General features: G+C 55.7%; 21 protein-coding genes. 15 read left to right on the top strand and 6 right to left on the bottom strand.

Annotated features, from left to right (window positions below; translation table 11 throughout):
• Window positions 1-430 precede the first annotated feature (430 nt).
• The 5 genes from Q7C21_RS03350 to Q7C21_RS03330 all read left to right on the top strand — a co-directional run bounded on the left by Q7C21_RS03350 (window position 431) and on the right by Q7C21_RS03330 (window position 5855).
• Entirely contained in the window at window positions 431-919 is a 489-nt protein-coding gene (locus Q7C21_RS03350; protein WP_008924558.1) for a (2Fe-2S)-binding protein, read from the top strand.
• Window positions 916-1908 carry a xanthine dehydrogenase family protein subunit M gene (locus Q7C21_RS03345; protein WP_003848134.1) on the top strand — a complete coding sequence of 331 codons (993 nt, stop codon included), beginning with the start codon at window positions 916-918 and terminating at the stop codon, window positions 1906-1908. The genes Q7C21_RS03350 and Q7C21_RS03345 overlap by 4 nt, the downstream gene beginning before the upstream one ends.
• Window positions 1905-4214 carry a xanthine dehydrogenase family protein molybdopterin-binding subunit gene (locus Q7C21_RS03340; protein WP_140915626.1) on the top strand — a complete coding sequence of 770 codons (2310 nt, stop codon included), beginning with the start codon at window positions 1905-1907 and terminating at the stop codon, window positions 4212-4214. Before Q7C21_RS03345 ends, Q7C21_RS03340 begins: the two co-directional genes overlap by 4 nt.
• 94 nt (window positions 4215-4308) lie before the next feature.
• The gene (locus tag Q7C21_RS03335) at window positions 4309-4875 is read left to right on the top strand and encodes an NTP transferase domain-containing protein (protein WP_375150387.1); all 567 of its coding nucleotides are present in this window, start codon (window positions 4309-4311) and stop codon (window positions 4873-4875) included.
• On the top strand, window positions 4872-5855 hold the full coding sequence (locus tag Q7C21_RS03330) for an XdhC family protein (protein ID WP_375150386.1): 984 nt from the start codon (window positions 4872-4874) through the stop codon (window positions 5853-5855). The genes Q7C21_RS03335 and Q7C21_RS03330 overlap by 4 nt, the downstream gene beginning before the upstream one ends.
• On the opposite strand, the gene Q7C21_RS03325 is transcribed toward Q7C21_RS03330, so the two are convergent.
• A complete protein-coding gene (locus Q7C21_RS03325) occupies window positions 5844-6938 on the bottom strand; it encodes an ABC transporter substrate-binding protein (RefSeq protein WP_143756056.1) in 1095 nt (364 codons plus the stop codon). The two genes, Q7C21_RS03330 and Q7C21_RS03325, sit on opposite strands and share 12 nt — an antisense overlap.
• Before the next feature lie 34 nt (window positions 6939-6972).
• A complete protein-coding gene (locus Q7C21_RS03320; RefSeq protein ID WP_375150385.1) occupies window positions 6973-9093 on the bottom strand; it encodes a TonB-dependent siderophore receptor in 2121 nt (706 codons plus the stop codon).
• Between the two features lie 471 nt (window positions 9094-9564).
• On the opposite strand from Q7C21_RS03320, the gene Q7C21_RS03315 reads away from it, so the two are divergent.
• The 4 genes from Q7C21_RS03315 (at window position 9565) to rluF (ending at window position 14225) form a co-directional block, all read left to right on the top strand.
• On the top strand, window positions 9565-10455 hold the full coding sequence (locus Q7C21_RS03315) for a MurR/RpiR family transcriptional regulator (protein WP_375150384.1): 891 nt from the start codon (window positions 9565-9567) through the stop codon (window positions 10453-10455).
• Window positions 10456-10661: 206 nt separating this feature from the next.
• Window positions 10662-12635 (top strand): autotransporter outer membrane beta-barrel domain-containing protein, encoded by a 1974-nt coding sequence (locus Q7C21_RS03310; protein WP_375150383.1) that lies wholly within the window; start codon window positions 10662-10664, stop codon window positions 12633-12635.
• 137 nt (window positions 12636-12772) lie between these two features.
• The gene (locus Q7C21_RS03305; RefSeq protein WP_375150382.1) at window positions 12773-13243 is read left to right on the top strand and encodes a GNAT family N-acetyltransferase; all 471 of its coding nucleotides are present in this window, start codon (window positions 12773-12775) and stop codon (window positions 13241-13243) included.
• A gap of 103 nt (window positions 13244-13346) precedes the next feature.
• Complete coding sequence (gene rluF, locus Q7C21_RS03300; protein ID WP_003848152.1) at window positions 13347-14225, top strand: 23S rRNA pseudouridine(2604) synthase RluF; 879 nt, start codon at window positions 13347-13349, stop codon at window positions 14223-14225.
• Window positions 14226-14278: 53 nt separating this feature from the next.
• Here rluF and Q7C21_RS03295 read toward each other — a convergent pair whose 3' ends face one another.
• Entirely contained in the window at window positions 14279-15337 is a 1059-nt protein-coding gene (locus Q7C21_RS03295) for an SDR family oxidoreductase (protein WP_003848155.1), read from the bottom strand.
• A 97-nt stretch (window positions 15338-15434) separates the two neighbouring features.
• Here Q7C21_RS03295 and Q7C21_RS03290 point away from each other — a divergent pair, with 97 nt between their 5' ends.
• Both Q7C21_RS03290 and Q7C21_RS03285 read left to right on the top strand, forming a co-directional pair.
• The gene (locus Q7C21_RS03290; protein WP_192377925.1) at window positions 15435-16337 is read left to right on the top strand and encodes a LysR family transcriptional regulator; all 903 of its coding nucleotides are present in this window, start codon (window positions 15435-15437) and stop codon (window positions 16335-16337) included.
• Window positions 16338-16564: 227 nt separating this feature from the next.
• The gene (locus Q7C21_RS03285; protein WP_140915634.1) at window positions 16565-17236 is read left to right on the top strand and encodes a hypothetical protein; all 672 of its coding nucleotides are present in this window, start codon (window positions 16565-16567) and stop codon (window positions 17234-17236) included.
• An 80-nt stretch (window positions 17237-17316) separates the two neighbouring features.
• Here the strand turns inward: Q7C21_RS03285 and Q7C21_RS03280 are convergent, their stop codons facing one another.
• Entirely contained in the window at window positions 17317-18168 is an 852-nt protein-coding gene (locus Q7C21_RS03280; RefSeq protein ID WP_283544227.1) for a Vmh family MBL fold metallo-hydrolase, read from the bottom strand.
• Between the two features lie 146 nt (window positions 18169-18314).
• Between Q7C21_RS03280 and Q7C21_RS03275 the strand changes: the two genes are divergently transcribed.
• Together Q7C21_RS03275 and Q7C21_RS03270 are read left to right on the top strand one after the other, a co-directional pair.
• Window positions 18315-19211, top strand: coding sequence for a LysR family transcriptional regulator (locus Q7C21_RS03275; protein WP_337028626.1), 897 nt, complete (start codon window positions 18315-18317; stop codon window positions 19209-19211).
• 21 nt (window positions 19212-19232) lie between these two features.
• Entirely contained in the window at window positions 19233-19652 is a 420-nt protein-coding gene (locus tag Q7C21_RS03270) for a VOC family protein (RefSeq protein ID WP_192377923.1), read from the top strand.
• Between the two features lie 91 nt (window positions 19653-19743).
• Here Q7C21_RS03270 and gabP read toward each other — a convergent pair whose 3' ends face one another.
• Entirely contained in the window at window positions 19744-21159 is a 1416-nt protein-coding gene (gene gabP, locus Q7C21_RS03265; protein ID WP_003848167.1) for a GABA permease, read from the bottom strand.
• 76 nt (window positions 21160-21235) lie between these two features.
• Window positions 21236-22522: a 4-aminobutyrate--2-oxoglutarate transaminase gene (gene gabT, locus Q7C21_RS03260; RefSeq protein WP_003848168.1), complete on the bottom strand. Its 1287-nt coding sequence runs from the start codon at window positions 22520-22522 to the stop codon at window positions 21236-21238.
• 110 nt (window positions 22523-22632) lie between these two features.
• Here gabT and Q7C21_RS03255 point away from each other — a divergent pair, with 110 nt between their 5' ends.
• Together Q7C21_RS03255 and Q7C21_RS03250 are read left to right on the top strand one after the other, a co-directional pair.
• Window positions 22633-24123 carry a PLP-dependent aminotransferase family protein gene (locus Q7C21_RS03255; RefSeq protein ID WP_181162234.1) on the top strand — a complete coding sequence of 497 codons (1491 nt, stop codon included), beginning with the start codon at window positions 22633-22635 and terminating at the stop codon, window positions 24121-24123.
• A 94-nt stretch (window positions 24124-24217) separates the two neighbouring features.
• The gene (locus Q7C21_RS03250) at window positions 24218-25594 is read left to right on the top strand and encodes a glycoside hydrolase family 10 protein (RefSeq protein ID WP_008924572.1); all 1377 of its coding nucleotides are present in this window, start codon (window positions 24218-24220) and stop codon (window positions 25592-25594) included.
• Window positions 25595-25654 lie beyond the last annotated feature (60 nt).

The following is a 25654-nucleotide window of genomic DNA, read 5'->3' as shown; positions in this document are numbered from 1 at the left end:
ATTGCCTCACTGAACCGAGAAAATGGCCATCTCGTAGCAGACTCAACGTTGCATATTCCGTCAGCGGATTCTGGCTTAAACAGGATTGTGGATTCAGGCAATTCCTGAGTGTTTAACTTTTTGGGAAAGTTAACAAGGCAGTTCCAGAAGTCTTCTGAACGACACATAGCAGCAAGTTAGACTTTAAAGCCCATAAAATCATAGAGATGAAATCGTTATGTTTTAACTTTTATAACGCTTTGATCTTCTTTTCACCTCAGATAACGCTGTCTTTTACCCTGATCTTCCCCGAATCGCCAAAAAGCTGCTAAACCTAAAAGCAGAGATACGCGTGTAAAGATTAGGGTTATCACCATTTCCCCGATTTCACTCCCGTCATAAAAATACCAATAAAAACCATCTTTTAGCCCACAACAATGGGAAGCAGACAATGTCGGAACAAATATCGCTAACAATGCAGGTCAATGGCCAGTCGCAGCAGATGCAGGTCGATCCGCGAGTCACCCTGCTCGATGCACTGCGCGAGCATCTGAACCTGACCGGCACTAAAAAAGGGTGCGACCAGGGACAATGCGGTGCCTGCACGGTGCTGATTAATGGTCAGCGGGTGCTGAGTTGCCTGACGCTGGCGGTGCAGGCAAATGGCGCTGAAGTCACCAGCATTGAAGGCCTGGCCTCCACCGAAGGTGAATTGCATCCGGTTCAGCGCTGCTTTATGGAAAATGATGCCTTCCAGTGTGGCTACTGCACGCCGGGCCAGATTATGTCCGCTGTCGCCTGTATCAAAGAGGGCCACGCCGGTTCAGATGATGAGATCCGTGAATATATGAGCGGCAATCTCTGCCGTTGCGGGGCTTATCCGCACATCGTCGATGCGATTAAACAGGCCGCTGCTGAGATGGCGAAGGAGTCCGCATGAATGAATTCAGCTGGAAAATCGCGCAGACGCCTCAGGACGCCGCATCCCTTAAACAGCAGTCAGGCAGTCAGTTGCTGGCGGGCGGCACCACGCAGCTCGATCTGATGAAGTGTGGCGTCTTCACGCCACCCCAGTTAATTGGTATCAGCGGATTAAGCGAGCTTAAAAATCTGCAGTTTGACGACGATAAAATTACGGCCGGTGCGCTGGTCACGATGAGTCAGTTGGCCGATCATCACGACTGCGAGCAGAATGCACCGGCAATCTACGGCAGCCTGTGGCAGGCTGCGTCTCCTCAGATTCGTAATATGGCGACGCTGGGCGGCAATTTACGTCAGCGTACCCGTTGCGCCTATTACCGCGATCCGGCGACCTTTACTGCCTGTAACAAACGCAATCCGGGTTCTGGCTGTGCCGCACTGGATGGCGTTAACAGCAATCATGCCATTCTGGGTGCCAGCGACAGTTGCATTGCGGTTTATCCCGGCGATCTGGCGGTCGCACTGGTGGCATTTGACGCCATTGTGGTCCTGCAGAATCAGCAGGGCGAAACCCGCCGCATCGCAATGGATGATTTCTTCCTGCTGCCAGGTGACACGCCTGATCGTGAGCACGATCTGCGTGATGACGAAATTATTGTGGCGATTGAAGTGCCGCAAACCGACTCTCTCCGGCACTCTCACTACCTTAAAGTCCGCGACCGCAGCTCCTATGAGTTTGCTGCAGCCAGTGCCGCCGCAGGCTTTACGCTGGAGAACGGCGTGATGCGTCAGGTGCATATCGCCCTTGGCGGCGTAGCAACCAAACCCTGGCGCGTCAGGTCCGTGGAGCAGGCACTGGAAGGCCAGCCGTTTAATGAAGAGACAGTGTTCCGGGCCGCAGAACTGATTACCCAGGAAGCGCAGGCGCTGGCACACAACGCCTATAAAGCAAAACTGGCGCCGCGTGTCATTGCACGCGCGCTGATGGCAGCAGGAGAAATCGCATGAGTGACGTAAACGACCACGCGCCTCAGGATGCAGTGAAGGCGAACTCAGCTGCAGACAACCCGATTGAAGGGCTGGGCGCCGCTCGCACGCGGGGCGACGGCAAAGTGAAAGTCACTGGTGAAGCGCGTTATGCGGTTGAACATCAGCCGGAAAATCCGCTTTATGGCGTGGTGATCCAGTCTACCGTTGCCAGCGGTCGTATCAGCCGCATGTCAACCGACAAGGCGCAGCAGGCGTCGGGTGTGGTGGCGGTTTATACCCATCTGAACAGCCTGAAGATCAACAAACCTACTGCCATTGCAGATGGGGGCGCGGCGCAGTCAACCTACACCCCGATTCAGGACGATGTGATTATTCACAACGGGCAGAATATCGGTCTGGTGGTGGCAGAGACCTTCGAGCAGGCGACCTATGCCGCCTCGCTGGTTGAAATTGAGTATGAAACCTCACCCGCGCTGATTTTTGCAACTGATGAGGGCGTTGAGCCGAAACCGGTATCGAAGCAGGATATCAACATGGGCGATGCGCAGGCAGCGATGCAACAGGCTGAGGTGCGTCTGAGTCAGCGCTACACCACGCCGCGCGAATACAATATGCCAATGGAACCGCACGCCTGTGTGGCGCAGTGGCAGGATGGACGCATCACTGTCTGGGAGCCAAGCCAGTGGGTCGCGGGCGCACAGGTGGAGATCGCCGAGTGGCTGGGCATTGAGGTTGAAGACGTGCGCATCATCTCGCCTTATGTCGGCGGCGGATTTGGTTCAAAGCCAGTGCCCTATACCCACGTCGCGCTGGCGAGTGTGGCATCGCGGGCGCTTAACCGCCCGATCAAGGTGTCGCTGACCCGTCCGCAGACCTTTACGGGTCTCGGCGGACGTGCTGCTACCTCTCAGCAGCTGGAGCTGGGTGCCTCGCGTGACGGCAAAATCCAGGCGATTATCCAGCGCAGCTTCAGTGAAACGTCACTGATCGACGAATTTGCCGAGAACTGCAGCAAAGTTACAGCGCGTATGTATGCGGTGGAGAACGTCTCCACTCAACATCAGATCAGGCCGATCAACACCGTTACACCGGGATGGATGCGCGCGCCAGGCGAAAACCCCAGCGCCTTTGGACTGGAAGTGGCGATGGATGAGATGGCTTATGCCCTGAACATCGATCCGCTGGAACTGCGTCTGCGCAACTGGGCAGACAAAGATTATCAGCTCGATCTGCCGTGGAGTTCACGCCGACTGAAAGAAGCCTATCAGAAAGGGGCTGAAGCCTTTGGCTGGGACCAGCGGATTATGACGCCGCGCTCAATGCGTGAGGGGCGTGAGCTGATTGGCTGGGGTATGGCCTCCGGCACCTATCCGGTCAATAAGCTGCCCGCAGAAGCGAAAATCATCCTGACGCCGCAGGGCAAATTTGTGGTGCAGTGCGGTGGTGCGGATATCGGCACCGGAACCTATACCATTCTGGCGCAGACTGCTGCCGACATTCTGGGCGTGGCCTCCGGCACCATTGAGGTGCAACTGGGAGATACCGAGTTGCCGCGTACAGGCGTAGCGGGCGGTTCGCAGCTGGCCGGCAACGTGACTGCCGCAGTGGACGACACCGCTAAACGCATGCGCGACCAGTTACTGAAGCTGGCAAGCGAGCTGGCTCAGTCGCCGCTGAAAGGTACACCGGCTTCTCAGCTCACCCTGAAAGGCGACGGCGTGCAGCATACTCAGCACAGCAACCTGGCCGTCTCATTCGCGCAGCTGGCGAGCCTGGCACCGTCGGAGAGTCTCACGGTGAAAGGCGGGACCTTCCCGGATGATATGTCAGAAAGTGAGCGCGATAAGATGGTCCGCAACCTCAATGATGGTACCCGTCCTGAAAAATTCTCTGCTCACAGCTGGAGCGCGCATTTTGTTGAAGTGCGGGTTGATGAAGACTTTGGCACGATTCGGGTAAAACGGATGGTCGCGGCACTCGACAGCGGCCGTCTCTACAACCCTAAACTGGCGCGCAGTCAGTGGATTGGCGGCATGATCATGGGTGTCGGCCAGGCACTGATGGAAGAGGGCATCATCGATCCGCGTAATGGCCGGGTAATCAATAACAACCTGGCGGATTATCTGGTGCCGGTTAACGGCGATATTCCTGACATTACCACCATCAACGTGGGCGAGCCCGATTTCGAGGCGACTACGATGGGCGGTAAACCCGTGGGTGAACTGGGAATCGTCGGCGTGGCAGCAGCGATCAGCAATGCGGTGTTCCATGCTACGGGTAAGCGTGTTCGCGACCTGCCGATTACGCTCGACAAAATTATCTGAGCCTGTTCCTGACCGGCTGACAGCCGGTCGAATTGTCGTTTACGGGCGTGGGCTGGAGCCTGCGCCCGTTTTGCACGCTGAGCGGAGAAAGAGAGTGAGGATAGCGCTTGTCGTACTGGCCGCCGGGCTGAGTCGCCGTTTTCGCCAGCAGGCAGGCGAGCATAAGCTTCTGGCTGATCTGGAAGGCAAACCGGTGTTGCAACATACACTGGAGCAGGCCGCTGCCAGCGGGCTTGACCTGTTCGTCGTCACGCGCCCCGACGCATCGGCAATACACACGCTCTGCAGGCAGGCAACTTTAGTGCTGTGTAACAGCGGCGGACTGGGCGAATCGATCGCTGCCGGTGTTCACGCCAGCCGCGACTACGACGGCTGGCTGATTGCGCTGGGTGATATGCCATTTGTCACGGCGGAAAGCTATCGCGCCGTCAGCGCCGCGCTGGGGGATGCGATGATCGTCAGGCCGTGGATTGAGGGCAGGCCAGGCCATCCGGTCGGTTTTCAGCAGCAATGCTATCCCATGCTGAGCGTGTTGCAGGGCGATGCCGGTCCGCAGGCGATGGTGAAGTCACAGGCGGTCAGGCTGCCACTTCAGGATCGCGGTTGCCTGTGCGATATCGATCTCCCCGCTGATCTGCAGTTAATAAAGGAATTTTCATGATAACGCTGGATCAACGCGTGATTAATGCGGCATTGAGTAGTTGCCAGGCAGGTCAGAATGTCTGGCTCTGTACGGTGCTGCGTACCTATGGCTCTTCGCCGCGCGCGCCGGGCACGCTGATGACAGTCAATGAAGCCGGAGCGTACTGCGGCTCACTGTCGGGCGGCTGCATTGAAGAGGATTTTCTGGCGCAACTGGCGGCGGGTGCTTACCGAGCCAGCAGTCAGCGTGTGCGTTATGGTGAGGGCGGAATTCGGCCTGACGTTAATTTGCCGTGCGGCGGTAGTCTGGAGATCGCCATTGAATATTTGCCGCCTGATGACGCGACGCTGGCATTGCTGAAGGCAATGCAACGCGCATTGAGCGGGCAACAGCCGATGGTGAAAATGATACGGCCTGGTGAACGCGCACAATGGGAAGTTATCGCCAGCGATCGTGTGCTGCCTGAGCTGGATGCCAGCGAGGCGCAGATGTTGCTGCCTGTTGGCGCGATACCGGAATTGCTGATCGCGGGCTACTCAACCGTAGCCTATGAGTGCATCCGGCTTGGGCAGATCCTGGGTTTTCATGTGCGGGTCTGTGAGCACCGCCCGGAGATGCTCTCAGAGCTGGAGAGCCACTTCAGCGGCGCGGACAACGTGACGCTGGTGTCACAGCATCCGGCGCGCTGGCTGGAGCTGAACGGGGCGCACGCTGCGGTGGCGATTGTGGCACTGACCCACGATCCGCGCATTGATGACCTGACGATGATGGAAGCGATTGCCACACCCGCGTTCTATATCGGTATTATGGGCTCGGTGAAAAACAGCGAGAAACGGCGCGCGCGACTCCAGCAGATCGCCGGTCTGGATCGGACGGAACTGGACCGCATCCATGCGCCCATTGGTCTGCCCATCGGCAGCAAAACGCCGGCGGAAATTGCGTTGTCGGTGATGGCAGATATCGTTCGGGTAAAAAATCGCGGACTGTCAGCGGCCTGATTCCGGTTTCACTTCGGGTGCCAGTCTGTAGAGGTAGCTGCCCGAATAGGGGATTGGCAGGAAATCACGGAACAGCTGCCGTAGTGTCTGTTCAGGATCGACGTCATGAAACAGCTGCGGGTAGAGCGTGGTCGCAAAGAATTCGGTTGCTACTACGTGCCAGGGACTGAGGTAAAAGTTGTGCCAGATAGCACCGGCATGACCGTCGCGCAGTGCGGTGAGCTGCTTCAGGGCATTCTGCTTACCTGTCAGTGCCAGCAGGCTCTGTCGGGTCTGCGCTGCGGTGACAGCGGGGCCAAGTTTTAACGCACCCACTTCATCTGCGCTGCCAGTGCCGGTAGCAAAGTAGTAATCCGGCTGAGCAGCGATCACACTTTCCTCACTCAGCCGCCCGAACACACCTTTGATCTGCTCACTGGCTATATTTTTGCCACCCGCAAACGTCAGAAGCTCACCCAGATTGCCGTTTACCGAGGTGACACAACATTCACTGCGCCGTCCCAGGTGCAACTGCAACAGCACGGATGGCTTCGGGCCGTGATAACCCGCCAGACGACTCGCAATGCGCTGCATGTGGCTGCGGTAGAAGCGATTAAAGTCAGCCGCACGCTGGGGTTGATTCAGTACTTCGCCCAGTAGCATGATGCTGCGCTCAGTATTTTTTAGCAAATCAACCCGCAGATCGATCTTCACCACCGGGATATTCGCCGCCGCGAGCATTTTCTCCAGTACCAGGCCGCTTTCACTGCCGCGTGCCAGCTGTGGCAGGATGACCACGTCAGGCTTTAGCGCGATAACCTGTTCGGGATTCATGTCATTAACGCCATCCAGGCCCAGTACCGGAATAGCGTCCATCTGCGGGAACTGGCGGGCAAAAATCTGCCACGTCTGAGGATCATACTTTTTCAGATCCTGCGGCCAGCCAGCGATATTTTGCAGAGGATTGCCGGGTGTCAGCAGCGCAACGCTGTAGAGCATCCGGCTTTCACCCAGCACAATACGCTGCGGATGGTCAGGAATGGTAACCTGGCGACCGGTAATATCGGTCAGCGTGCGGGCGTGTACGCCCGCGCTGACCAGCATCACGCCGAGCATCAGCAATGCAGAACGAAGTGATTTAAAATTCAACACGGGCCTGTACCATCAGATTGCGGGTTTCGCCTTCACGGACGCGCAGATTGCCGCCGCTTGAGGTGTAATAGTGCTGGTTAAACAGGTTATTAATGTTCAGACGCAGCTCCGTTTTTTCGCCGAACAGGCGGTTTTTCCATGCGACGAAGCTGTCAGCCACTACGTAGTCGGGCAGGGTGAAGCTGTTGTCGGGATCGCCTGCACGACTGCCGACATATCGCGCACCGCCACCGAGTCGCAGCGAGCCGGGCAGGCCGCTGACCTGCATTTCATGACTCAGGTAAAGCGCACCGGCATGACGCGGGGCATTCTGCAGACGGTTACCGTTGTTATCCGGATTAACCCGGTCACTGACAATTTCTGCCTGATCATAGCTGTAGTTCGCACTCAAATCCCAGCCAGGCGCAATTTCGCCATTCAGCTCAAACTCAGCACCGGTCGAACGGGCTTTATCAATGGCTCGCGTGCTGCCATTAATATTCAGCGACATCGACCTTTCATCGATACGGTAGAGCGCCACGGTGGCGAGGAGTTTCGGCGACAGCTGCCATTTGCTGCCCACTTCCCAGCTGGTTCCCTGCTCAGGTTTGCCGACGTTACCCTCATCATCCACATCCGTTGAAGGCGTGAAAGATTTGCTGACGCTGGTGTAGAAAGAGAGGTCAGGCGTAAGTTTGTAGATGACTCCCGCCTGCGGCAGAAACTTATTGCCCTCATCGTTCAGGGTTTCAATCTGCGGATTGAAGCCACGAGAGGCACGCTGCTCATAATGCTGATAACGACCACCCAGTACCACAATCCAGTCCTGTGTCAGTGAAATGCTGTCTTTAGCGTAGAGCGACCGGCTATGGATACGGTTCAGGTTATTAGCCGCAGCGGTGTTCTCTGTGCTGGCGTCTGTGACCGGCGACAGCATGTCATAGTCGGGATTGAAGTAATTGAACTGGCGATTGACCTTGCCCTGATACTGATGAGCACGATAAGTCTGGTTCATCTCATAGTCGGTGCCCGCCACCAGCGCGTGCTGCATCCCCAGAATTTCAGGGTTGCCCATCAGATCCCAGCTTACATATTTGGTTTTGTGGTTAAACCCGCGATTAGCATCGGCCCGACGTGTCACCACGCCGCTGGTGGCATTCACCGCCGTTACGCGCACTTCATTATTATCATATTGCCGCTGGTTCCAGCCAAGCGTTAACCGGGTGCGCCACTCATCATTAAACTGCCAGTCATAATGGGCATTCAGGGTTCTGTTATGGCCCCAGGCATGGTTAGCTTTATCATCCAGACGATCTTTGTAGCCAATATCAATCGGCTTGCCGTCGATAAACGCGGTGCCACGATCGTAGGGAATATCATAGCGATAGTCCGCATAGCTGATCAGAAAGCTGGCCTGCTCGCCGAACCACTGCAGCGATGGCGCAAGTAGTGTGTGCTCTTCATTGCCAAAGTTGCGCCAGTAATCCTGATTCTGCTTTTCGGCGATTAGCCGGAAGGCAAAACCGTTGCCCAACGGACCGGTGACATCCACCGTGCCAGCACCGCCACCCTCACTGGCATACCGTCCGGTGACGCTGGAGTGCCAGTTATACTGCGGCTTTTTACTGACCACATTGATAACGCCACCCGGATTCTGAATGCCATACAGCAGGGAAGAGGAACCTTTCAGCACCTCAACCCTTTCAGTCGTCGCATCAAAATTGAGACCCTGGCTGCTGCGGATACCATCCCGGTAAATCGACCCATCGGCGTTGCTGCCAAAACCGCGCCGTACAAAGCCATCTTCGGTGCCTGCCAGCGTGTTCGCCTCCGAGACGCCACTGACAAAGCGCATCGCATCTGCCAGTGAGCTGGCCTGAAAATCCTCCAGTTGCTGCTGCGTGACCACGCTGACCGACTGCACCTCATCGAGTCGCGCGGTGGGCATTTTGCTGGCAACGCTGGTCTCGCTGGCGCTGTAATTTCCCTCTGGACTGGCATCCGCGGTCACGGTCATATCCGGTGCGCTGTCGGTTGCTGCACTGACCTGTGGCAGCATAATGCTGCCGAAAATCGCCATGACCAGAGCAGGGTGTCGGGCCGGATATCGTGTGTCTTTGTTTTTCATTTTTTTTCGTGTCTGTTACTGGCAGTTTCTGAAGCTAATACGCCCTGATGGCTGTCGGTCATGCAGGGCTTCCCTGGAGGTGGTCTGCAATATGCAGCGCTTTAAGCAGAGGAGAAGCACATCAGCGTTCAGACATCATGACGTTGCCCGGACGACAACACTTCTCATCTGTAATTGAGAATCATTCAAACATCAGGTAATGTAGTAGTAAACAAAATTTGAAGAGTTTTTACTACATTTTTATCGCGTCACTTTTTATAAAAAAACAGTTCAGATATGATTTTATATTATTGATAATAATGATTATTTATTTGTTATGGGATGTGAAAATAGCGTTTAATCCCTGGCTTTTTCAGGTGAAATCTAAAGCGGAATGAGGCTTCCACTACATTTTTGAGGCCTGAAATTGTCACGCCTGGATCAGACCGGGAGTGAGCATTACAGATTTGTAAGGTCAGCAGCAGGAGCAGCATGAAACAGAACAGACCCGTTAAAAACAGAGTGGATGTGGTCGCTGAACGCCTTCGTGCCCGCGAAAAACAGCTTTCTCCGCGTCTGCTGGCCGTAGCGCGCTATATCGATCAACAGCGGGAAACGGTACTGGAGAGCACCGCGCTTGAGATCGCCGTAGCGAATCACACCTCTGATGCCACTGTGATCCGCGCTATTCAGGCTCTGGGTTTTAGCGGTCTGCGCGACCTCAAACAGACGCTTAAGGCCTGGTTTGGTCCCTCGCTGACTTCAGAAGATAAGATGATCACCACCGTCAGTGAGGTGACCAGCGATGTGAACAGCGCCATCGACTTTGTGCTGGATGGTCATCGTTATGCCTGTGAGGTGCTGTCGCAACCGCATAATCGGTTGGCGGTAGCGGATGCCGTCGCGCTGCTGGGCGAAGCGCGGGAAGTCGCTATCTTTGGCATTAATGCCTCGGGGATTCTTGCGGACTACAGCGTGCGGCTGCTAAACCGTATTGGTCTCCCCGCCTTCTCCCTGAATCGCGCCGGTATTGCACTGGCAGAACAAATGCTGGCGCTTCAGCGCGGCGATGTGCTGGTGATGATGGCCCAGCAGTCTGCACACCGCGAAGGCACGGCCGTAGTGCGAGAAGCAAAGCGGCTCGACATCCCGGTTATTCTGCTGACTAATGCCACCGACTCCTTTTTTGCGAGAGAAGCGGATGTGGTGATCAATGTGCCCCGTGGCGGTGAGAAGGGACGCATTCCCCTGCACGGCACGATTATGGTTTGCCTGGAGATGCTAATCCTGTCGGTGGCTTCCACGCTGCCGCAGCGCACGGTGAAAACTATGAAGCGTTTACAGGATCTCAATCGCGGGTTGAAACCCGTCAGCAAAAAGTAGTCATCATTACTGAGCCGAAGCGGTATGCCTTTCAGGTTAACCGGATTTTCCGGCTCATCTTTAAGCCAAATTTTTCGGCTTTGCGACCGCGATCGCGTCTTTTCTGCCGCCCATTTTCTGAGACGACTACGCTTACAGCTTGCTGCGCCAGTGGGTGCGGTTACGACGCTTTTTTTCTCAAAATTTTGATTTGTGCGGAGCTGCTGATGAAACCCCTTCACGCGCAATACCTTTTCTGCTGTGCGACCCTGAGCCTGTTGTCCCCGTTACCTGCTGCGGCATGGAGCGATCTCACCGTGTTTGGCGATAGCCTGAGTGATGGCGGCAACGTAGGCCGCTTTACCTACGATGGCGCGACTCATCCGCTTTATGACGAGATTCTGGCGCAGTCGCTGGGCGATACCCTGCGTCCCTCATCCCTGGGTGGTAACAACTATGCCGAGGGTGGCGCGGTTGCAGTGCCGGCGATCAATCCGCTGTTTAATACTCAGGATCAACTTGATAGCTATCTTGCGGCGCGTGGGGGACGGGCTGACCCGAACGGTCTCTACATTCACTGGATTGGTGGTAATGATCTGGCGGCGGCAGCCCTGGCGCCGCTGGCTGCACAGCAGATCGTGGATAACAGTGCCAGTGCAGCGGCCTCACAGGTCAGCCGGTTGCTGAATGCCGGGGCCGGAACGGTGATTGTGCCGACGGTGCCGAATGTGGGAGCAACGCCTGCTTTGTTGCAGGCGATATTGCAGGTACTTGGCCCGGCTGCGCAACCCGCGACGGCGGCGCTGTTTCAGTCGCTGAGCACCACCACCACGCCTGACCGGGCCGCAAGAGAGCAGGCGATTGAAACCGCGCTAAACGAGGCGGCAGGACAGGTCTCTTCGATTCCACTTATCCGGGATGCTCTTGCGCAACAGCTGATTGCTGCCTGGCAATTACTGAGTCAGGAGGCTGCGGCACTGACCGATCGTTACAATCAGGCTGAAGAGCAGGGTCTGCTGACAGCACGCGGGAACATCGCGCGGGTGGATATCAATGGCCTGTTTAATGAGGTGATTGATAATCCGCGTCTGTATGGACTCAGCAATACGGCGGGCATGGCTTGCCCGCCAGGTGTCTCATCAATGGACTGCACCTCCTCGACGCCTGGATTTTCTCAGTCACAGCAATATCTGTTCGCCGACCGGCTGCATCCCAGCCCGGCAGTGCATGCGCTGATCGCCGATTATATTGAGTCGGTGCTGAATGCGCCGCTGCAGGTGGCGGCGCTAGCTCAGGCACCGTCGATGCTGGTGGGCGATGCGCATAACACGCTCGACGGTCATCTGCAGCAGCAGCGTCAGCAGCCCGCCAGCGCTGGCGAGTTTACTGTGTTCGGTGGTTATGCCGGGCAACAGCGAGATTTTCGCGGTGACAGCCTGCCTGATGGCGATGCCACCAGCGCCACTGGCACCGTAGGTGTGGGCTATCAGCTGACCGATCACTGGCAGGCCGGCGCGATGCTTTCCGCCACCTCGCAACGCCAGGATCCTTCGTCGCGCTTTGATTACCGTTTACGCGGCAATCTGGTGGCGCTCTGGAGTCAGTTCAATTATCTCGATGGCGGATGGATTAATGCGGATGCCCATTATGCCGATCTCAACTTTGATGATATTGAGCGTCAGATCAGGCTGGGACCCGCGACACGTACTGAAAAGGGCAGCAGTGATGGCAAAGTGCTGGGAATGCGGGTACAGACCGGCTGGGATTTGCCGCTGGGTCGCTATGTCTCCACCGGCCCGATGGCAAGCTATGCGCTGGATTACACCCAGGTCGATGGGTATAAAGAAGAGGGGAACAGCAGTACTTCTATGCGCTTTGGCGACCAGACACTGCATTCCCAAATCGGCTCCGTCGGCTGGCGTATCGACAGTAAGGATTTGTTAATCAATCCCTGGGCGCAGGTCAGCTATAACCACCAGTTTGGTGATACCGACTCTGCCGTCACCGCCGGACTGAAATCGACACGCACCGCCTTTACCCGCAACAGCGGCTCGCGTGACGATAACTGGATCGATATGGCGGTCGGGGCGAGTGTGCCGATTGGCGCATCGGTCAATGCCTTTGCGGGCGTCTCAGCAGTGGCAGGCAACAGCGACACGCATCAGGTGACATGGAACGTCGGACTTAACGCCCGCTTTTAACTGCTCTGCTTTAAACTCTGTCGTCTGTCATTACGCAAAGAGGTAATGGCTGACGACATCTGAACCTGTCAGGGATTGGAGATCCCCGCATCGCGGTGTGCTAACGTAACGGCTCTGTTCAGGAGCCGGAGGGCATCATGATTGTCAGACAGGCATCGCCCGAAGAGGCGCACACGTTATGGAATATCCGTAATCTGGCTATTCGCCACGGCTGCCAGCACATTTATCCTCCCGATGTCCTTGCCGCCTGGACGCCGGACCGCATGCCCGCCAGCTTTCCTGCGATGATTCGCGTGAATCCCTTCTTCGTGATTGATGGCCCGGACGGCGTGCCGGTGGCGACAGGATCGCTTGATCTCGCTGCCGCCAGTGTCGAAGCCATTTTTACGCTGCCAGGCTTTGCCGGACAGGGAATGGCGGGCCGGATCATTGACACTATCAAAGCGGAGGCGCTGCAGCGTGGATATCGCCGCTTAACGCTTGAGTCGACGCCAAACGCCGTGAGCTTTTATGAGCAGCATGGTTTCCGGCCGCTGGGAGAAAGTCTTTATCCGTCAAAGCTGGCGGGCTGCGCGTTGCGTTGTATGGAGATGTCGATTGACCTGTAAATGCGGACCACGGCCAGGCGGGCAAAAAGTGGCAAAAGTTTCCCGTACAAAGGCTTCGCAAGCCCCCGCCGGTAAGGTATAGTCCGCGTTTTTTGGAGGAATCATGCTGACTGACTCATCAACTCGTCTCAATAAATACATCAGCGAGAGCGGCATCTGCTCTCGTCGTGACGCCGATCGTTATATCGAGCAGGGCAACGTTTTCATTAACGGCAAACGCGCCTCTGTGGGCGCGCAGGTATTTGCAGGCGATGTGGTGAAAGTGAATGGTCAGCTGATCGAGCCGCGCGACGAAGACGATTTGGTGCTGATTGCCCTGAACAAGCCCGTCGGGATCATCACCACGATGGAAGAAGGCGAGCGCGATAACATCAGCGACTTCGTCAATCACAGCAAGCGCGTCTTCCCGATTGGCCGACTCGATAAAGATTCTCAGGGCCTGATTTTCCTCACCAATCATGGCGATCTGGTCAACAAGATACTGCGGGCCGGTAACAATCACGAAAAAGAGTATGTCGTGACTGTCGACAAGCCGATCACCGATGAATTTATTGCCGGGATGAGCGCAGGCGTGCCGATGCTGGGCACGGTGACCAAAAAATGCAAAGTGAAAAAGGAAGCCCCGTTTGTCTTCCGCATTACCCTGGTTCAGGGGCTGAATCGCCAGATCCGTCGTATGTGTAAGCATTTCGGCTTTGAAGTGACGAAGCTTGAGCGTACCCGCATCATGAACGTCAATCTCAAAGGGTTACCGCTGGGTGAATGGCGCGATCTCACCGACGACGAACTCGTAGAGCTGTTTAAACTGCTGGAGAACTCCTCGTCAGAAGACAAACCGGCGAAGAAAGCCAAAGCCCCGGCGAAAGCTGCCGCCGCGAGTAAGCCACAGAAGCGTGCCGCTAAACCGGCTGAAAAAGCCGATGCGAATGGTGCTTCACGCAAGCGCTTTGTGCAGCCGGGACGTAAGAAGAAAGGGCGCTAAAATCTTCCTGAGGCAGAGAGCGATATTCCCGCTCTCTGCGCTTTACCGTTTTATCACGGAATCATTCGCGATGACCGGAAGTGGGCAAACAGATCGCAGAACATCTCATCCGTTGCACGATAACCGTTAAAACCTGCCCGACGCAGCTTGCTGCCGTCGCCAAACATGTCGTAATTCCAGCCAAAGACAAAATCAGCGAAAGTCCCGTCACTCAGCGCCAGAATATCGGCCTCGACGAGTGTGTTATCTGCAGCGATGTCTCGCCACAGCGTACGATAGTCCCTGAACATCTGGCGGAAAGAGAGTGAAACGGGCGGCGCGATATCCAGCGCAAACCATTCTGCAATGACAGGCCACAGCTCGCTCCAGCGCCAGAGATCGCCGTTGTTAATATTAAACGCCTGATTGCGTGCGTCAGCGTTGCGCGCTGCCCAGATCGTGGCGTCAGCCAGCAATGCCGCATCGGTAAAATCCACCATACTGTTCCAGGTTTCCAGCGAACCCGGGAAGCGTAAAGGCAGCTGAGCTGCACGACAGATTGAAGCATAGATTGCCAGACTCAGCGCCAGATTCATGACGTTGCCTGACCGGTCACTGCCGACCACGCCGGGCCGTGGTGCGCTCCAGTGCCAGGCTTTACCCTGCTGTTGTGCGCTCAGCCAGTTCAACTGAGCGGCGTTGAATTCGGCACCGGGCACGCCGGGATCGCTTTCCCGCGCCGGCGTCTTAAATCGTCCGAGATGGGCGCCATACACTTTGTATCCCTGCATCAGGCTGACATGCTCAAGCGGAGCGATATTTTCAAGGGTTTGCACCAGATTTTGCAGCATGGCGAGATTTGGACCGACCATCGACTCCCAGTCGGCGGCATTCAGCCATGCGCTGTAAAAGATATGGGTCACATCAGTCAGTGAGGCCAGCCGTTCATGGCTCTGCTGCACGTCGCGCAAATCCACCGCGATAACCTCGGTTCCGCTTATCGCCAGGTCTGACTGATGCGTCAGCGCGGTCACCTGCCATTGATCGGCCACCAGCGCCTGGCTGAGTTGCTGGCCGATAATCCCGCTGGCCCCTGCTACCAGCGCAACCTTTTTATCCTGCGTCATTTTCATGATCATTACCCTGTTAAGAGAGAAGCCGCATTCTCACCTGCGCGTTATTCTGATTAAATCCCCTGAACCAGATATCACTTATCAGGAAAATCAATAAATGCAGAACAAACTGACTGCGATCCAGACCTTCGTCCGTGTAGCCGAAGCGGGATCCTTCTCAGCGGCGGCACGGCAAAATGGCATGAAGCAGTCGGCGGTGAGCCAGCAGATCGCTGCACTTGAGGAGGCCTTGGGCGTAGTGCTGCTACATCGAACGACGAGAAAAATGGCGCTCACGGAGCAGGGTCAGCACTATCTGCAGCAGGTCAGGCAACTGCTCAGTGCGATGGAGGAACTTGAACAGCAATTGCGGCCTGGCACGCAGCCGCTTCACGGCAAACTGCATATTCAGCTGCCGAGCGGCATAGGGCATCGGTTGATGCCGCATCTGATCGCTTTCCAGCAGGCGCATCCTGCGCTGCATCTGAATATCGCGCTTGAGGATCGTCTTTCAGATCTCATTGCGGAGGGCGTTGATGTGGCGATCCGCCTTAGCGAGTCACCGCCCGCCACGCTGGCGGCCCGTTCGCTGATCACGGTTGAAACCGTACTGGTGGCTTCCCCTGAGTGGATAGCGCAAAACGGTATGCCGGAAACGCCCGATGACTTACAGCGGCATCCTCACATACGTTTTAGCGGTATTTCGCCTGATGCGCCGCTGCAGCTGGTGTCCGGGATGACAGGTGTGTCTGTTCCCGTGAAAACCGTGTTTCGTTCTAACAACAGTGAGGCGTTAATGCAGGCCCTTGAGGCGGGGCTGGGGATTGGCGGGTTACAGCTGCTGATTGGCGCAGACGCGCTGGCCTCCGGCAGGCTGGTACGGGTATTACCGGACTGGCGGCTTCCCGACCGCTATCTTTATGCCGTTTTCCCGGACGCCCGTTTTATCCCTGATAAGGTTCGTAAGCTGGTGGCGGAAGTGAGTGAGTTGATACGTACAGCAGGCCAGAGCATCAGTTAACAGCATTAAGAAAAGAGAATAAGTTCTGCCCTCAACCTAAGGATAGCCTGTCACCTGAGTGGGATGGTGATAGACATGAACGCATTATTCGTTGAGCCTTCCGGCTACCAGAAGCACCGGGCTCCCTATCATAGTGACGATCAGTTCAGACTGTTTCAGAACAACGACACTTTTCACCCTGATCAGGGCGTGGCAGGATAAGCGCAATCTATCAAGGAGTGTGCCTGATGTTACTGAAGGGTATGAACGATCCGCTGCTGAAAGCGTATCAGCACCCAAAATCGCGGATGATGATCAGCCGTTTCAGGGGACTGGCGGGAGATCGAAAACTCAGTGACTGGCAGGCATTCTGTATTCTGGTCACCGGCTTCACCAATTACTGGTTTGTACAGGCGGGTCACTTCACCATCAATGTTACTCTGACCAAAACCCGCCAGTTCGATTTCCTGCAGGATTTTCTGCATTTCACTGTCACGCTGGATGGATTGATTGGGGATGAACATTTTCGCACGCCTGACTTTGTGCTGCCGCATTACGATGTGCCGTATGAATTCTGTCGCTGGCGCAATAAGCGTGGCTATGACGCGTTAACTACCTATATCAGTAAACAGGGCGTGAAATCCCATAAAGGCATGTTTGTTGCCTCAGAAGGGATATCTCCGGATGAGAAGGTGATGAAATGGGAAGGGGTGGTGAACGTCTATGACAAAACCTTTTTCAGTATCGCTAACTTCAATACTACCCAGGCGTTCCTGATTAAGGACATCAGCCGGGCTATTCAGGAAGGATTACTGAAGCATCTGAGTTTTTACCGCGATCTGTTTCACTATATCTTCCCGACTCCGGCGGAAGCGCGGTTGCAGGCGCGCGATGACAGGCGCTATCTCACAAAGAAATAGCGCCTGGACCTCTCTGCTTCATTCCAGGCGTTAACCGCTAAACGGCTGTGACCGCTGCGGTTAACTGACCTGTCACAGATTTACCACTTCATTTCGCCAGTATTCACTTTGGCGCTGAGTTCCAGTGATGCCGGTTCAGCCAGTTTCGGCCAGGCCGAGTTCATGGCGGCAATCACGCCGGCTGAGGTTTTGTGCTGTGACAATGCCGTTTCAAAACTCTTCAGGTAATTCAGTGTGAAATCCACAGCCTGGGAACCCTCAGGACGTGCCCCGAGGTAGTGACCAGGAATGACATTCGTTGCGTTCAGCGTCTTCATTTCTGTCAGGATATGACGCCATTCTGCACGGCTCTTAACGTTCTGGGTGTCAGCGGTCCAGACATGAATACCGGAAGCAAGGCCCGTACCGCCCAGAATGGTGCGCACAGAAGGGATCCATACGTAGGCAGCGTACTGCTCAGGATGACGCAGTTCCAGCACCTCGCCGTCGACGCTAAAGCGTGTCTGGTGAGTCACTTCAGGAACAAACACTTTATCCGGCGCGCCCTGCTTCATCTGAGGACCCCAGTATTTCAGTTTGGCATCATGCGTCTGCTGGATATGCTTCACGACCGCAGGCGCGGCAACCACTTTCACATCCGGCCAGGCCTTAACAATCGGTTCCAGACCAAAGTAAAAATCAGGATCGCCAGAGGTGATCACCACTTCCTTCAGCTTTTTACCGCTCTTTTTAATCATCTCCACCAGTTTCTCACCGTCCTGGGTGCTGAACTGTGCATCAAAAAGAATTGCTTCGGTTGGCCCGGAAACCAGTGTGGAAGAGACAGGGAAAATGCCTTTCTCCTGCGGATTATAGGTTTCCAGTTGCAGAGTGGCGGCGCTAGCGGAAGCCGAAGCCAGAATTAACATCACAGGTAACAGTGTGGTTTTCATTGTGAATCCTCAGAAGTAAAGGCCCGCTTCAGGCATCTGCATCGGGCGTTGTTCAGTGTCGATGGCGCTATTCTACGCCTCTCGCCATCTGATAGAATTCCCGCAATCAGAGATGCTGAGTTTCATAATCCGGACAGGTGAACGAGATGGACAGAGTGACGGCAGCCGCTGTTTTCAACCGAATCTGTGAACTGGGTAGCCTGAGTGCCGCCTCACGTGCGCTAGGGATCTCTCGTCCGATGGTCAGCCGATATCTGGAGGAGATGGAAAGGTGGGCGGGAACACGTCTGCTGCATCGCTCTTCGCGTCGGCTGACCCTGACGCCTGCCGGTGAGGCGACCCTGCAAAAGACCCGTCAGCTGGCCCTGCTCTCAGAAGCGATCCAGCAGGAGACCACGCAGGGCGTGCCGGCGGGAACGCTTCGCATCGCCTGCGCCCACTTCACGGCGCTGCATCTTGTCGGGCCGGTGATCCCTGACTTTCTGGCACGCTATCCTGCACTGCGCATTGAGCTGGACATTAATAATCAGCCCGTGAGTCTGATCAGTGAGCGTATCGATCTCGCGATTCGTATTACGGATGCGCCAGAGCCGGGTGCTATCGCGCGCCGCCTCGGGGAATGTCGCTCTGTGCTCTGCGCCTCACCGGAATATCTGCAGAAGCATGGCATACCGCAAACCCCGTATGATCTGACACAGCACAACTGTCTTTACTACAGCCAGTTCGCCGGACAAAGCTGGCATTTCACGGCGGCGGATGGAGAGAAAATCACGGCTGCTGTTAAGGGAAACTTCAGTGCTGGCATCTCACTACTGTTGTGTGATGCAGCCATTGCACATTGTGGGATAGCAATGGTACCTGAGCAGGAAGCCCGGCGCGCACTGGAAGCGGGTAAGCTGGTGAGCTTACTGCCCGATTATGAGCCCCGGCGCATTGGCATCTGGGGACTGTATCTGTCGCGCGAGCATCAGTCTGCCGCCCTGCGGCTGATGCTGGATGAACTGCAAAGAAGTATTGGCGGTGAGAATGAACAGCGATCGTAACAGACAAAAACGGATGCCTTTATGAGTGATAACAACAATATGTACTGGAATCGCATGGTGCCAGAACTCACCGTCACTGACTTCGCCGCTTCGATGAACTTTTACACTGTGGTGCTGGGCTTTGAGGTAAGGATTCAGCGTCAGCAGCCTGACTTCGCATACCTTTGCTATGGAGAAGCACAATTGATGATTGAGCAGTTCCATCCGCAGGGCTGGAACACCGCCGGGCTGCACTGGCCGCTTGGCCGGGGCATTAATTTCCAGATCGAGGTGGACGACATTGACGCTGTATTAACGCGTTTGCAGCAGCATGCCGTGCCACTCTTTCGTGAGATGCGGGATAACCATTATGACACTGGCGAGACGATTGCCTGTCAGAGGGAGTTTTTGGTACAGGATCCGGATGGGTATCTGCTGCGCTTCAGCCAGTATCTGGAATAAGCTTTCAAATTTTATTCTGCATATAAAAGCAGAAATGCCCACCTTTGCTGTGAAAGGTGGGCATCATTTACTGTTAAAGAATTACCAGAGATTATGAGGGGTCGGACGAGCGCTGAGTAAAGTATTTCGTTCGCTGGCGAACCTCTTTTTTACGACGCAGAACCAGGCTGGTGGCGATAATCACCAGCGTTAACCCGCCGGTTGCCAGAAGCTCAGACTGATGTTTCGGATCACACAACATAATAATCAGCACTGTCACAATAAAGAGAATAGTGACCCAGGTCAGGCCCGGGAATAGCCACATGCGGTAGCTCAGGACTTCTCCCGCTTTCTCACGCTTTTTGCGTAACACCAGATGTGACGCAGCAATCACCAGATAGACCAGCAGTGCAATCGCGCCTGATGTCGCCAGCAAAAATTCAAACACGGCGCTGGGCGCCAGATAATTCGCGATGACCGCCAGAAACGCAGCCGCCGTAGAGAGCAGTACGGCAACCCAGGGTGTGCCACTGCGATTGGTGCGTGAAGCAGCGGCAGGCGCATCTTTACGGCGTGACAGCGAGTAAAGCATACGTGAAGAGGTATAGAGTGCGGAGTTGAGACAGCTGCACACCGCCATCAGCACCACCAGATCGACAATCAATCGTGCGTGCGGAATGTTCATCGCCTGTAATGCCGTCTGCCATGAACCCTGTTCAACCAGTCCTGGCGTGTTCCACGGTACCAGCGCCACCACAAAGAAAATGGAGAGCAGGTAGAACAGCGCGATACGCCAGATAACCGAATTGGTTGCCTGGGTGATCTGCTTGCCAGGATTCTTCGACTCGGCAGCCGCTATCGTGACAATTTCTGTGCCCATAAATGAGAACATGGTGGTCAGAATGGCCGCGACAACGGCGCCGATACCATTCGGCATAAAACCATGTGTGTCATAAAGATGCGACAGGCCACTGGTGTTACTGTCCGGCAGCAGACCAAATACTGCCGCACCCGCCACGCCCAGGAACAGGATGATGGCAACGACCTTGATCAGGGCAAACCAGAATTCGAACTCGCCATAATTTTTCACGCTGAGCAGGTTGGTGATGGTTAGCAGTAATGTAATGGCGAAAGTGAACTGCCAGATGGCGATATCGGGGAACCAGGCATGCAGAATGGTGCCTGCCGCATTGGCCTCCAGCGGAATCACCAGCACCCAGAACCACCAGTAAAGCCAGCCGATGGTAAAACCGGCCCAGCGTCCGAGAGCTTTATCCGCATAGGTTGAGAACGAGCCGGAGTCGGGCGAGGCAACAGCCATCTCAGCCAGCATTCGCATGATCAATACGACCAGGGCACCCGCCGCTGCGTAAGAGATCAGGACCGCCGGGCCCGCTTCAGAAATTGCGTGGCCGGAGCCAACAAACAGTCCTGCGCCAATCACACCAGCAATTGAGAGCATACGCACGTGGCGCGGTTTCAGGTTTTGGGCGAGCGAATCTTCATTCGCATTCTGAGTCATCGTCATGTAAACGTCTCCAGACGGCGTCCGGCCTGTGAGACCGGACGAACGGGGATAAACTTGCGTTAACGCGCCAGCGAAATCAGGCTGGGACGACGGGATGTCCGGCAGATGCGACACAGTGATTGATCACCGTGGAGAGAATGGTCAGCGCCTGGCTGAACTGGGCATCCGGAATGGTGAGCGGGTAAAGGAAGCGGATGACATTGCCTTTGGCTCCACAGGTCAGCAGCAGCAGGCCCTGTTCCATTGCCATCTTCTGAACGGCCTGCGCGGTGCTGGCCTGATAAAACTCCATGGCTACCATCGAACCCAGCGCACGCACGTCAGCAATATCCGGATGCTTGCGCTGGTGCTCCTGCAGCTCAGCTTCAAGCCGGGCACCGAGTTCAACGGCACGCTGACAGAGCTGCTCCTCTTCAATCACATCCAGAACCGCGTGCGCTGAAGCGATAGCCAGCGGGTTTCCGGCATAGGTTCCGCCCAGCCCACCAGGCGCAGGCGCATCCATGACTTCTGCACGACCTGCGATGGCAGAGAGCGGCATCCCGCCAGCCAGGCTTTTGGCCATCGTGATGATATCGGCCTTCACCGGATAGTGTTCCATGGCAAATAGCTTGCCGGTGCGGGCAAATCCGCTCTGCACTTCATCTGCAATCAGCAGAATGCCGTGACGGTCAGCCAGTTCGCGCAGCTGCACCATAAACTCTGCCGGTGCCGCATGGAAACCACCTTCGCCCTGTACCGGCTCCAGCACGATTGCGGCGACGTCATGCGGTGCAATGTCCTGAGTGAAAATTTCGTCGAGGCTGGTCAGCGCGGCCTCAATGCTGATTCCCTGAACCGCGCTGGGATAGCGTGCATGAAACACCGACGGCGGCATCGGGCCGAAATCGCGTTTATAAGGCGCCACTTTCCCGGTCATCGCCATGGTCATAAAGGTACGGCCATGGAACGCGTTACCAAAGGTGATGATGCCGTGACGGCGGGTAAAGGCACGCGCCACTTTCACCGCATTTTCTACGGCTTCCGCGCCGGTTGTGAAGAAGGCGGTTTTCGCCGGCCCAGCGATTGGCACCCGCTGATTAATGCGCTCGGCCAGTGCGACATAACTTTCATAAGGCGTGATCTGGAAGGCCGTATGAGTAAACTTTGTTAACTGTTCGGCAATCGCCTGTTCAATGCGTGGATGGCGGTGGCCGGTGTTCAGCACTGCGATGCCGCCCGCAAAGTCGATCCAGCTGTTACCGTCCTGATCCCATAAGGTGGCGTTCTCTGCCCGGGCAACGTACCAGTCGCATAGCGTACCGATACCTTTGGGAAGAGCCTGTGCTTTGCGCTGCTGCATCAGGTTATTTTTTTCGCTCATTTATTCCACCTCGTTAATATGCGTGTTTACAATTCCCGACAAACACGTTTATTTATGCCTGAGGCGCGGTGAGTTGCCAGAGCCAATTGTGAGAGGAAAGGTGGAGCCAATTGCGACTGTTGTACGCAGATCATCTATTAGCACGGTTACAGTTTCTAAGAACGGGCTCATTACATCAGCGACTGCTGAATTGTATGCAGGCCGCGATCATTGAAGAGGTATTCCCGCGCGGAAGCCGTTTGCCCCCAACACGCGATCTGGCGCGGGAACTGGGCGTGTCGCGGAATACCGTTATGCATGTCTATGAGAGCCTGATGGCGCAGGGTTATGTCACGGCGCGAACCGGCAGCGGCACCTGGATTGCCGAGACGCTGCCGGAAAACTGTCTGCAGAGCGATGCGATTGCCGATCTTCAGGCTGTGAAGGCGCAACGACCGGCGACGCTGTCAAAGCGGGGCGCCACGCTACTCGGTCATGCAACCGCATCACCTTATCAATGGGGCGCATTTGTTCCTGGCGCACCGGATGTCACTGAATTCCCCCATAAGCTATTCAGTCAGATTCAGGCGCGACTGAACCGCGAACCTGACGTTCACCGTCTGGTTTACAGCAGCGGCGGTGGCTGTCCCGATTTGCGCCATGCGCTGGTGGATTATCTGAGGGTTGCACGATCAGTGCGAGCCGATGCTGATCAGATTCTGATTACGGAAGGCGTTCATCAGGCGGTTGATCTGGTGACGCGGGTGCTCTGCGATCCGGGCGATCGGGTCTGGATGGAGGAGCCGGGCTACTGGGGAACACGGAATCTGTTGCGTATGAATGGCCTGAAAATTCGCGCGATGCCCGTGGACGAGCAGGGCCTGGTGCCGGACAGCGGGCCGCCACCCAAAATGGTGTTTGTGACCCCGTCGCACCAGTATCCACTGGGCGTTCATCTCAGTCTGGCCCGTCGTCAGGCATTGCTCTCTCTGGCACGCCGTCATCAGAGCTGGATTGTTGAAGATGATTACGACAGTGAATTTCGATTTTCGGGACAGCCACACCCTTCACTGCAGGGTCTGGAAGCAGATGCACCGGTTATTTACATGGGTACGTTCAGCAAAACGCTCTATCCCGCGCTGCGTATCGGCTATCTGGTGGTGCCGAAACCGCTGGCGCAGCCATTGCGCATTGCGGCGGCGGAGCTCTATCGCGGTGGGCATCTGTTGATTCAGCGGGCGCTGGCGGAGTTTATCCGGCTGGGTCATTACATGGAGCATATCCGCCGCATGCGGCTGCTTTATCGTCAGCGCCGACAGTTCCTCTGCCGGCTTATCGAGCGCTATCTGGGGCCTGCTTTTTTACCGGCATTCAACCATGAAGCAGGTTTGCATCTGGTGATGCCGCTGCCAGCCGGTGCTGATGACGTGGCGATAGCCGCAGAGGCACTTAAGCGCGGGGTCAAGGTGAGGCCGCTTTCGCAATATTATATGCACCCACAGGAGGAGCGTGGATTACTGCTGGGCTACGCCTGTGTTAATGAGCGGCAGTGTCAGGATGCGTTTGGCACCCTTAAAGCCTGTCTGGCGTCTGCCGGTATTGAATTCACTCCACAGCGCTAGCGGGTTCAGGGCCTGATTTTAATGGCGGCGATTTTACCGTTGCCGCTGTGCTAACGCATTGACATTTAATCAGACTCACCGAGAATACATCTCTTTGCGTCCCGACCAGACAATACTGGAGTTCATCATCGTCTTTAATCTCTTTTCTGCACAGGCCAGAACCGCTGTTAAGCGAGGCGCCGCGCTCGCTGCGGCGTTGTTGCTGGTCAGTTGCGCATCTGAGCCGCCGAAATCGCTGGTGACGCCTTTTCCGCCCGTAACAAAACAGCCGCTACCTGCAGGCAAGCCAGACCGTCCTGAGGTGCATGAACCGGTACGGGGCGTCTGGTTAGCCACGGTATCGCGTCTTGACTGGCCACCGGTAGCGTCGGTGAATGGCAGCCGTCCGGCGGCAGAGCGTATTCGCCTGCAGCAGCAATCACTGACCGACAAGCTGGATAAGCTGAAAAGCCTGGGGATTAACACGGTCTTTTTCCAGGTCAAGCCCGATGCTACCGCGCTCTGGCCCTCAAAAATCCTGCCCTGGTCCGATATGCTGACCGGCAAAATCGGTGACGATCCTGGCTATGATCCGCTGCAGTTTATGCTGGATGAGGCACATAAGCGCGGTATCAAAGTCCATGCCTGGTTCAACCCTTACCGGGTATCGGTGAACACTAAACCCTCTACCGTGAGCGAACTGAACCGCACACTGTCACTTAATCCGGCCAGTGTTTTTGTATTGCATCGCGACTGGATCCGCACCGCTGGCGACCGCTATGTGCTCGATCCGGGTATTCCTGAGGTGCGTGACTGGATTACCAGCATTGTGGCCGAGGTTGTCGCGCGCTATCCCATCGACGGTGTGCAGTTCGATGACTACTTCTATTCCGAATCTGCGGGTTCGCTGCTCAATGATAATCAGACCTTCAGCCGTTATGGCCAGGGTTTTGCCAGCAAAGCAGACTGGCGGCGTCACAATACGCAGCAGCTGATTGAGCAGGTATCTCGCACCATTAAGCAGCTGAAGCCGGAGGTTGAGTTTGGTGTCAGCCCGGCGGGCGTCTGGCGCAATCTTTCACACGATCCCGCCGGTTCCGATACCCGCGGCGCGGCGGCTTATGACGAAGCCTTTGCGGATACCCGCCGCTGGGTTCAGCAGGGTTTGCTGGATTACATTGCGCCCCAGCTGTACTGGCCATTTTCCCGTCAGGCTGCCCGTTACGACGTGCTGGCAAACTGGTGGGCAGAGGTGGTTAAACCCACTAAAACCCGGCTCTATATTGGTCTGGCGCTCTACAAAGTGGGGGAACCTTCAAAAATTGAGCCTGACTGGACGCTTCAGGGTGGTGTGCCAGAGCTGAAAAAACAGCTCAATCTCAATGAATCGAACCCAAATATCAACGGCACCATTCTGTTCAGAGAGAACTATCTGAATCAGCCACAGACTCAGCAGGCGGTGAGCTATCTTAAAAGCCGCTGGGGAGGCTGAAAAAGGCCATACCATCATGACCAGTGCGGTTAAGTTTTTCCCTGTGACTTACTGCTATTC

This window comes from Pantoea sp. ANP04 (genome assembly GCF_041982285.1).
GTDB lineage: Bacteria > Pseudomonadota > Gammaproteobacteria > Enterobacterales > Enterobacteriaceae > Pantoea > Pantoea eucalypti.
The sequence above is the reverse complement of the archived record's forward strand: the minus strand, read 5'-3'. Positions and strand labels throughout refer to the sequence as shown.

Coding starts and splice junctions, on each gene's coding strand:
- Q7C21_RS03290 (WP_192377925.1), top strand. CDS start 15,435: ATGCAGAACAAACTGACTGCGATCCAGACCTTCGTCCGTGTAGCCGAA.
- Q7C21_RS03315 (WP_375150384.1), top strand. CDS start 9,565: ATGAAACAGAACAGACCCGTTAAAAACAGAGTGGATGTGGTCGCTGAA.
- Q7C21_RS03345 (WP_003848134.1), top strand. CDS start 916: ATGAATGAATTCAGCTGGAAAATCGCGCAGACGCCTCAGGACGCCGCA.
- Q7C21_RS03295 (WP_003848155.1), bottom strand. CDS start 15,337: ATGAAAATGACGCAGGATAAAAAGGTTGCGCTGGTAGCAGGGGCCAGC.
- Q7C21_RS03270 (WP_192377923.1), top strand. CDS start 19,233: ATGAGTGATAACAACAATATGTACTGGAATCGCATGGTGCCAGAACTC.
- Q7C21_RS03320 (WP_375150385.1), bottom strand. CDS start 9,093: ATGAAAAACAAAGACACACGATATCCGGCCCGACACCCTGCTCTGGTC.
- Q7C21_RS03305 (WP_375150382.1), top strand. CDS start 12,773: ATGATTGTCAGACAGGCATCGCCCGAAGAGGCGCACACGTTATGGAAT.
- Q7C21_RS03310 (WP_375150383.1), top strand. CDS start 10,662: ATGAAACCCCTTCACGCGCAATACCTTTTCTGCTGTGCGACCCTGAGC.
- Q7C21_RS03350 (WP_008924558.1), top strand. CDS start 431: ATGTCGGAACAAATATCGCTAACAATGCAGGTCAATGGCCAGTCGCAG.
- gabT (WP_003848168.1), bottom strand. CDS start 22,522: ATGAGCGAAAAAAATAACCTGATGCAGCAGCGCAAAGCACAGGCTCTT.
- rluF (WP_003848152.1), top strand. CDS start 13,347: ATGCTGACTGACTCATCAACTCGTCTCAATAAATACATCAGCGAGAGC.
- gabP (WP_003848167.1), bottom strand. CDS start 21,159: ATGACGATGACTCAGAATGCGAATGAAGATTCGCTCGCCCAAAACCTG.
- Q7C21_RS03285 (WP_140915634.1), top strand. CDS start 16,565: ATGTTACTGAAGGGTATGAACGATCCGCTGCTGAAAGCGTATCAGCAC.
- Q7C21_RS03330 (WP_375150386.1), top strand. CDS start 4,872: ATGATAACGCTGGATCAACGCGTGATTAATGCGGCATTGAGTAGTTGC.
- Q7C21_RS03275 (WP_337028626.1), top strand. CDS start 18,315: ATGGACAGAGTGACGGCAGCCGCTGTTTTCAACCGAATCTGTGAACTG.
- Q7C21_RS03325 (WP_143756056.1), bottom strand. CDS start 6,938: ATGCTGGTCAGCGCGGGCGTACACGCCCGCACGCTGACCGATATTACC.
- Q7C21_RS03340 (WP_140915626.1), top strand. CDS start 1,905: ATGAGTGACGTAAACGACCACGCGCCTCAGGATGCAGTGAAGGCGAAC.
- Q7C21_RS03280 (WP_283544227.1), bottom strand. CDS start 18,168: ATGAAAACCACACTGTTACCTGTGATGTTAATTCTGGCTTCGGCTTCC.